Origin of the sequence: Streptomyces sp. NPDC047981 (assembly GCF_040653315.1) — a bacterium.
Lineage (GTDB): Bacteria > Actinomycetota > Actinomycetes > Streptomycetales > Streptomycetaceae > Streptomyces.
Genome location: NZ_JBEZNQ010000085.1, coordinates 23,297 through 31,085 on the forward strand (window position 1 = coordinate 23,297; position 7,789 = coordinate 31,085).

At 72.5% G+C, this 7,789-nt stretch carries 8 protein-coding genes; 5 read left to right on the forward strand and 3 right to left on the reverse strand.

The window, feature by feature from the left end; translation table 11 throughout:
* Positions 1 to 10: 10 nt before the first annotated feature.
* A complete protein-coding gene (locus AB0E14_RS33350; protein ID WP_362426958.1) occupies positions 11 to 1,000 on the reverse strand; it encodes a LysR substrate-binding domain-containing protein in 990 nt (329 codons plus the stop codon).
* 79 nt (positions 1,001 to 1,079) lie between these two features.
* On the opposite strand from AB0E14_RS33350, the gene AB0E14_RS33355 reads away from it, so the two are divergent.
* The 4 genes from AB0E14_RS33355 (at position 1,080) to AB0E14_RS33370 (ending at position 5,420) form a co-directional block, all read left to right on the forward strand.
* Positions 1,080 to 1,961, forward strand: a complete 882-nt coding sequence (locus AB0E14_RS33355) for an EamA family transporter (protein WP_362426961.1) — start codon at positions 1,080 to 1,082, stop codon at positions 1,959 to 1,961.
* 194 nt (positions 1,962 to 2,155) lie between these two features.
* The gene (locus AB0E14_RS33360) at positions 2,156 to 3,244 is read left to right on the forward strand and encodes a sugar ABC transporter substrate-binding protein (protein ID WP_362426964.1); all 1,089 of its coding nucleotides are present in this window, start codon (positions 2,156 to 2,158) and stop codon (positions 3,242 to 3,244) included.
* Between the two features lie 83 nt (positions 3,245 to 3,327).
* Entirely contained in the window at positions 3,328 to 4,110 is a 783-nt protein-coding gene (locus AB0E14_RS33365; RefSeq protein WP_362426967.1) for an ATP-binding cassette domain-containing protein, read from the forward strand.
* Entirely contained in the window at positions 4,107 to 5,420 is a 1,314-nt protein-coding gene (locus tag AB0E14_RS33370; RefSeq protein WP_362426970.1) for a sugar ABC transporter permease, read from the forward strand. The genes AB0E14_RS33365 and AB0E14_RS33370 overlap by 4 nt, the downstream gene beginning before the upstream one ends.
* 21 nt (positions 5,421 to 5,441) lie before the next feature.
* Here the strand turns inward: AB0E14_RS33370 and AB0E14_RS33375 are convergent, their stop codons facing one another.
* Both AB0E14_RS33375 and AB0E14_RS33380 read right to left on the reverse strand, forming a co-directional pair.
* Positions 5,442 to 6,356, reverse strand: coding sequence for an oxidoreductase (locus AB0E14_RS33375; protein WP_362426972.1), 915 nt, complete (start codon positions 6,354 to 6,356; stop codon positions 5,442 to 5,444).
* Positions 6,353 to 7,189, reverse strand: coding sequence for a helix-turn-helix transcriptional regulator (locus AB0E14_RS33380; protein ID WP_362426975.1), 837 nt, complete (start codon positions 7,187 to 7,189; stop codon positions 6,353 to 6,355). The genes AB0E14_RS33375 and AB0E14_RS33380 overlap by 4 nt, the downstream gene beginning before the upstream one ends.
* 53 nt (positions 7,190 to 7,242) lie before the next feature.
* Between AB0E14_RS33380 and AB0E14_RS33385 the strand changes: the two genes are divergently transcribed.
* The coding region (locus tag AB0E14_RS33385) for an MFS transporter (protein ID WP_362426978.1) at positions 7,243 to 7,789 on the forward strand (547 nt) is incomplete at its 3' end.

Below are 7,789 nucleotides of genomic sequence, written 5' to 3' on the forward strand. Positions count from 1 at the left end.
GCCAGCCACGCTACGTGCGGCCCGGGGAGGGCGCTTCTCGATTCCTGACCGGTTCGGCGGCGGGTGCTTCGGCGGCGGGTGCTTCGGCCGCCTCCCGTTCGGCCGCCTCCGGTTCGGCGGCGTGCGGACCGAGGCCGAGCGCCGCGAGGAACGCCGTCGCGGCGGGGGTGCTCCCCGCCGCGCTCCACACGGCGTACTCGACGCGGGTCGGCGCGTCCGTGACCTCGATCGTGGCGACACCGGTGAGCTGGTGCACGTACCGGGAGGGGAGCAGGGCGACGGCCAGGCCCTGGCCGACCAGGCGTGCCATGAAGAGGTCCGCCGTCGTCACCTCGAAGGCCACGTCACGGGTGAGGCCCGCGGCCGCGAACGCCAGGTCGGACTGGACGCGCCCGGCCGTCCCTGCCGGCAGGTCCACGAAGACCTCCGAGGCGAGCCGGCGCAGCTCCACCGCAGGCCCGTCCGCGAGCGGGTGGTCCGGGGCGACGACGGCGACCAGCCGGTCCTCGGCGAGGGCGTGGGCGCGGACCCCGCTCGGCGGGTCCGCCGCCGGGGGCAGCCCGAGGAACGCCACGTCCAGGGCGCCGTCCCTGACCTGCTCGGCGAGTTCCTCGCTCGCGCCCACCCGCAGACCGATCCGCACCCGCGGGTACCGCTCCCGGAACGTGCGCAGGGCCGCGGGCACGTCCACCGCCGCGACAGTGGGGATGAGGCCCACGGCCAGCCGCCCCCGCACCTCGCCGACGGCCGCGGCGACCTCGGCCGCCGCCCGCTCGGCGGCCTCCAGGCTCTGCCGGGCGGCCGGCAGGAACGCCGCCCCGGCCGGGGTGAGCCGCACCCTGCGGCTGGTCCGGTCGAAGAGCCGCGCGCCCAGCTCCCGTTCGAGCTTGGCGATCTGGTGGCTGAGCGCGGACTGGACCACCAGGCACCGTTCGGCGGCCCGGGTGAAGCTGTTCGTCTCGGCGACGGCGACGACGTACCGCATCTGCTGGAGGTCCATCCATCCATCGTGAATCACGATGGATGGAGTGACAAGCATGTGTTGGACTCATGGATGCGCGTCGCCCGAGACTGCGGGCATGACCCGTCCGACCGTCCTGTCCCGCACCCTCCTCACGGCGCTCGCGCCCGTCTCGTGGGGCACCTTCTACGTCGTCACCACCGAACTCCTCCCGCCCGCGCACCCCCTCTTCGCGGGGCTCCTGCGGGCGTTGCCCGCCGGTCTCCTCGCACTCGCGATCGGCCGGACCCTGCCGCGCGGCGCGTGGTGGGGCAAGGCCGCCGTGCTCGGCGTCCTCAACATCGGGCTGCTCTTCCCGCTGTTGACCGTCGCCGCCGAGCGGCTCCCCGGAGGCGTGGCGGCCACCCTGGCGGCGGCCCAGCCGCTCGCGGTCGCCGTCCTGGCCGTGGCGGTCCTCCGCGAGCGGTTCTCGGTCCGGCGGCTGGTCTGGGGCCTGGTCGGCGTGTTCGGCGTCGGTCTGGTCGTGATCGGGCCGGGCGCGGGGTTCGGGCTCGTCGGGGTCCTCGCCGGGCTCGGCAGCGCGGCCTCGATGGCGCTCGGCGTGACGCTCACCAAGCGCTGGGGGCGGCCCGCCGGGGTGGGCCCCACCACCTTCGCCGGGTGGCAACTCACGGCGGGCGGACTGTTCCTGCTGCCGCTGACCCTCCTCGTGGAGGGCGCGCCGCCGGCCGTCGACGGGCGCGCCGTCCTCGGCTACCTGTGGCTCGGGCTGGTCGGCGGACTGATCGCCTTCGTCCTGTGGTTCCGCGGGCTCGGCGCGCTGCCGGTCACCTCGGTCGCTGTGCTCGTCCTGCTCTCGCCGCTGGTCGCCGCCGTGCTCGGCGCAGCCCTGCTGGGCCAGACCCTGGGCCCGGTGCAGCTCCTCGGCTTCGGGCTCTGCCTCGCGGCGATCGTCGCGGCGCAGCTGCCCGCGCCGGCCGCCCGGAGAGCCGCCGCGTGAACCGCGTAGTCACGCTTGAACTGCGTAAACGTCAGGACTCCCGCCGAGGGGTCAGGACCGGATCCCGGCCGGGCCGATTCACCCGCTTGCCGGACATCGAGTTGCGGCTAATGTCGTATTAAGGCCACATGTGCACCCCCTCGTCTCCCGCGCTCACGCGGAGAGGGGGAGGGGGCGTACGGAAGGAGCCCCCCATGACCCGCACATTGCGTGGCGCGATCGCCCTGGCCGGAGCCGCGGCCCTGTCCCTGGGCGCGGTCTCGATGAGCGGCGCGGCCCAGCCGGGCGCGGCCGCGGCGCAGGAGCAGGTGAAGATCGGCCTGCTGCTCCCCGAGAGCAAGACCACGCGCTACGAGAAGTTCGACCGGCCGTACATCGAGCAGAAGATCAAGGAACTGGCACCCGACGCGCAGATCGACTACTACAACGCGGCGGAGAGCGCCACGACCCAGCAACAGCAGGTCAACACCGCGCTCACCAAGGGCAATCAGGTGCTGATCCTGGACGCGGTGGACTCCAAGTCCATCCAGTCCTCGGTGCAGAAGGCCCATGACGCGGGCGTGAAGGTCGTCGCGTACGACCGCCTCGCGCAGGGCCCCGTCGACGCCTACGTCTCGTACGACAACCGCAAGGTCGGCGAGTTGCAGGGACGGGCACTGCTCGACGCGCTCGGTGACAAGGCCGAGAGCGGCCAGATCGTGATGCACAACGGCTCGCCCACCGACCCGAACGCGGCCGAGTTCAAGGCGGGCGCGCACTCCGTGCTCGACGGCAAGGTGAAGATCGGCAAGGAGTACGACACCCCCAACTGGGACCCGAACAACGCCAACCAGCAGATGTCGGGCGCCATCAGCGCACTGGGCAAGGACAACATCGTCGGCGTGTACTCGGCCAACGACGGTCTCGCCGCCGGTATCGCCACCGCCCTCAAGGCCGCGGGCATCAACGTGCCGTTGACCGGTCAGGACGCCCAACTCGACGCCATCCAGCGGATCCTGCTCGGCACCCAGACCATCACGATCGAGAAGCCGTACAAGCCGGAGGCCGACATCGCCGCGACCATGGCGGTCGATCTCGCCGAGGGCAAGGAACTCCCGAAGGACCTGGTGCCGCTCACGGTCACCAGCGGCAGCGGCCAGAAGGTCCCGGCCAACCTGCTCACCCCGATCGTGGTCGACAAGGACAACATCGGCGACACGGTCGTCAAGGACGGTCTGTACACGGTCGACGAGATCTGCACACCCGCCTACGAAGCCGCCTGCCAGGAGGCAGGTCTGGAGTAGGAGGAGCGGCAGGAGGAGCCGGAGCGGCGGCAGCCGCCGCCGCACCGACAACGCGACGGGGGCCGGGTAGGAGGCGGTTCGCGGTGCCCGAAACACCTGTGCTCAGTCTGCGGGGGATCTCGAAACGGTTCGGCGCCGTCCAGGCGCTCTCCGACTTCGACCTGGACGTCCACCCCGGGGAGGTCGTCGCGCTCGTCGGCGACAACGGCGCCGGCAAGTCGACCGCCGTCAAGGCGATCGCCGGGGTCAACCCGCCGGACGAGGGCGTCATCAGCTGGGAGGGCCGCCCGGTCACCGTGCACCGGCCGCACGACGCCCAGAACCTCGGTATCGCCACCGTCTACCAGGACCTGGCGCTCTGCGACAACCTGGACGTCGTCGGCAACCTCTTCCTCGGCCGCGAACTGAAGCGCTGGGGCGTGCTCGACGAGGTCGGCATGGAGCGGCGCTCGCGCGAACTGCTCGACACCCTCTCCATCCGCATCCCCAGCGTGCGCATCCCCGTCGCCTCCCTCTCCGGCGGCCAGCGCCAGACCGTGGCGATCGCCCGTTCCCTGATCGGCGACCCCAAGGTCGTCATCCTGGACGAGCCGACCGCCGCGCTCGGCGTGGAGCAGACGGCCGAGGTCCTCGACCTCGTCGAACGGCTCCGCGAGCAGCGCCTCGGCACCATCCTGATCAGCCACAACATGGTGGACGTGATGGCGGTCGCCGACCGCATCGCGGTGCTGCGCCTCGGCCGGAACAACGGCTTCTTCGACAAGCGCTCCACCTCCACCGAGGAGATCATCTCCGCCATCACCGGGGCGAGCGACAGCGCGGTCACGCGCCGCCAGGCCCGCAAGCGGGAAGAGGAGGAGCGATGAGGCGCGACCGAGACCGCCACGACCCCTCCGCCCCCGGCTCCGGCGACGGCTTCGGCGACGGCGTCGGCCAGGAGCCGGCCCATGACGCCCTGCCCGCCGTCGACACCCGGCTGATCGTCCGGGAGGAGGGCTTCAAGGGGTACGTCGGGGAGTTCGGGCGGAAGCTGCGCAGCGGCGAGCTGGGCTCGCTGCCCGTCGTCGTCGCCGTGATCATCATCTGGACGGTCTTCGGCACGCTGGACAGTGCCTTCCTCTCCGCGCAGAACCTCTCCGACCTCAGCCAGCAGATCGTCGGCACGGGGATGATCGCGATCGGCATCGTCTTCGTGCTGCTGCTCGGCGAGATCGACCTGTCCGTCGGCTCCGTCAGTGGCCTGTGCGCCGCGATCTTCGCCGTGCTGAACGTGCTGAACGGCATGAACGAATGGCTGGCCCTGCTCGTCGCCATCGCCGGCGGAGCCGCCGTCGGACTCATCCAGGGCTTCTTCTTCGCCAAGGTCGGCGTGCCCGCGTTCGTCGTCACCCTGGCGGGCAACCTCGCCTGGAACGGCCTCATGCTGCAGGTGCTCGGCACCAGCGGCACCGTCAACATCCCGAGCGAGTCCATCGTCTCGGAGCTGTACTCGACGATCTTCCACAGCCCGGCCGCCGCCTACATCACGGCGGCCGTCGGCGTCGGGCTCTTCCTGGGCGCCCAGCTCCTCGACGCCCGGCGGCGCCAGCGCGCCAGGGTGCCGTTCCGGCCGATCGCCGAGATCGTGATCCGTACGGTCGTCATCGCCGCGATCGCCTTCGTCGCCGCGTACATCCTCAACCAGTACCAAGGGCTGCCGCTCGCGCTCCTGGTTTTCCTGATCCTCCTGGTCGTCGTCGACTTCGTGCTGCGCCGCACCTCGTACGGGCGGCAGATCTTCGCCGTCGGCGGCAACATCGAGGGTGCCCGGAGGGCCGGCATCAGCGTGCCGTTCATCCGGATGACCGTCTTCTCCATCGCCGGCACGATGGCGGCGGTCGGCGGCCTCTTCCTGGCCGGTCAGATCCAGTCCGCCAGCCAGACCTCCGGCGGCGGCAACCTCCTGATGAACGTCATCGCCGCCGCCGTCATCGGCGGCACCAGCCTCTTCGGTGGACGCGGCTCGGTCTGGTCCGCCCTGCTCGGCGCGCTGGTGATCGGCTCGATCCAGTCCGGCATGAACATCATGGGCGTCAGCAACGCCGTTCAGTTCATGATCACCGGCGCGGTCCTGCTGGCCGCCGTGGTCGTCGACTCCCTCTCCCGCCGCAGCCAGAAGGCGGCAGGCCGCGCCTGAGCCACCCGCCCTCCGGCGCGGCTACTCGCCGCGTGCGTGCAGGGCGTCCAGGGAGGCGAGTTCGTCCTCGGTGAGCCGCAGCGCTCCCGCCGCGACATTGGCCGCCAGATGGTCCGGGTCGCCGGTGCCGGGGATGGCGAGCACGTGCGGACCCCGGTGCAGCGTCCACGCGAGCCGGACCTGGGCCGGGCTCGCCCCGTGCGCACGGGCCACGGCGAGCACCTCCTCGTCGGCCTGCCCGCCGGCGCCGCTCTGGCCGCCCGTGGCGGCGATGGCGTAGAAGGGGACGTAGGCGATGCCCTGCTCGCCGCACGCGCGGACGAAGGCGTCGTGGTCGGGCCTGATCCCGATGCCGTACCGATTCTGCACACAGACCACGGGAGCGATCGCCCGTGCCTCCGCGAGCTGGTGCGGATGGACGTTGGAGAGACCCAGGTGGCGGATGAGCCCCGCCTCGCGGAGCTCGGCCAGCGCCCCGAAGCGCTCGGCGACCGAGTCGGTGCCGAGGACGCGCAGGTTCACCAGGTCGAGGTGGTCACGCCCGAGCTGGCGCAGGTTCTCCTCGACCTGCCCGCGCAGCTCCTCCGGGGTCCTGGCGTGTTCCACCCACTGCCCGGAAGGGCCTCGGGCCGGGCCGACCTTGGTGCTGATGACCAGCTCGTCCGCGTACGGGGCGAGGGCGCGGTTGATCAGCTCGTTGGCGGAGCGCAGGGGAGAGAAGTAGAAGGCGGCGGTGTCGATGTGGTTCACGCCGAGCTCGACCGCCCGGCGCAGCACCGCGACGGCCTGGTCCCGGTCGCGGCTCACGGCGTTCGGGACGAGGGCCTCGCCGGTCTGCGGCAGGCGCATCGCGCCGAAACCGATCCGGTTGACGGTGAGGTCGCCGAGCGTCCAGGTGCCCGAGGCGGCGGCTGTGATGATCGTTTCGGTGCTCATGCCGGGGATGATGCCCCGGCCGACGGCTCGGGCGCCAGTGCGTCCGGTGTGACCTTCGCCGGGCGGTGGGCGCCGGGGGTGTGGCCGAAGGCGCGCCGGAAGACCTCGATGAAGGCGCTGGCCGACGACCAGCCGCAGCGGTGGGCCACCGTGGTGACCGGGACGCCGTCCGCCAGGAGCAGCAGCGCGTGGTAGAGCCGTGCCTGGGTGCGCCATTGAGGGAACGTCATGCCGAGTTCCGTGCGGAACAGCCGGCTGAGGGTCCGCTCGCCCGCCCCGGTCGCCCTGCCGAGCTCGGCCAGGGTCCGGGGGTCGGCCGGGTCGGCGCGGAGCACCGCGCAGACGGCCACGAGACGGGGATCGGCCGGCGTGGGCAGCCGCAGCGGCTGCTGGGGCGAGGACCGCAACTCGTCCCGCAGGACCGCGAGGAGCCGGCCGCGCTCGGGGCTGTCGTCCTCGGGTGAACGGGTGTACGCGAGGATCAGCTCGCGCAGCAGGGGGCTGACGGCGAGCACGGTGGGCGCGTCCAGGCCGAGCGGGTTGTCGTCGGCGGGCAGCCCGATGAGGTGCAGATCGAGGCGTCCGTGCGCGCGGTGCGCGTGGACGGTGCCGGCCGGGACCCAGATGGCGCGGGTGCCGGGCGCGAACCACGTACCGGCATCGGTGGTGACGGCCAGCACGCCGGAGTCCGCGTAGACGATCTGGTGGTCGTCGTGCCGGTGCGCGTCGACCCGCTCGCCCGGCGACAGCGGCTGGGCCCGGGTCGGGGCCTGCGGGGTGTGGCGCACGGACCGGTCGGGGGTCGGGGGCCGGGATCGGCGGGGATTCGACACAAGTCGGCAGGTTATCGAAAGCACGACACGCTTCGCCTCGCCAGGATCGAGGGGTGCTGACGACGACATCGCGACCTCATCGCCCCCTCACCCTGCTGACCTGGGGACACGCCTGCGTGGACGTCTATCAGGGAGCCGTCGCGGCCCTCGTGCCGTACTTCGTCGCCGAGCGCGCCTACGGCTACGCCGCCGCCTCGGCCGTCGTACTCGCCGCCTCGCTGCTCTCCTCGTTCGTACAGCCGCTGTTCGGGGCCCTCACCGATCGGCGGGCACTGCCCTGGCTGCTGCCGGTGAGCACCGTCCTCGCCGGCGCCGGGATCGCCCTGAGCGGCGTCGGCGGCTCGTACCCGCTCACGCTGGCCGCGGTCGCGCTCTCCGGGATCGGTGTCGCCGCCTACCATCCCGAGGCGGCAAGGGCCGCCCGCCGGGCGAGCCGCGGCAGCCACACCGCCATGGGCTGGTTCTCCCTCGGCGGCAACCTCGGCTTCGCCACCGCCCCCGTCCTGGTCGCCGCAGTCCTCGCCACCGGCGGCCTGGCCGCGACCCCGCTGCTCGTCGTGCCCGCGCTCGCCGGCGCCGCCCTGTGCGCGGCGGCCCTCC

Excerpts from the sequence above, each read along its gene's own strand:
- AB0E14_RS33370 (WP_362426970.1), top strand. The coding sequence starts at position 4,107 with ATGAGGCGCGACCGAGACCGCCACGACCCCTCCGCCCCCGGCTCCGGC.
- AB0E14_RS33350 (WP_362426958.1), bottom strand. The coding sequence starts at position 1,000 with ATGGACCTCCAGCAGATGCGGTACGTCGTCGCCGTCGCCGAGACGAAC.
- AB0E14_RS33355 (WP_362426961.1), top strand. The coding sequence starts at position 1,080 with ATGACCCGTCCGACCGTCCTGTCCCGCACCCTCCTCACGGCGCTCGCG.
- AB0E14_RS33375 (WP_362426972.1), bottom strand. The coding sequence starts at position 6,356 with ATGAGCACCGAAACGATCATCACAGCCGCCGCCTCGGGCACCTGGACG.
- AB0E14_RS33360 (WP_362426964.1), top strand. The coding sequence starts at position 2,156 with ATGACCCGCACATTGCGTGGCGCGATCGCCCTGGCCGGAGCCGCGGCC.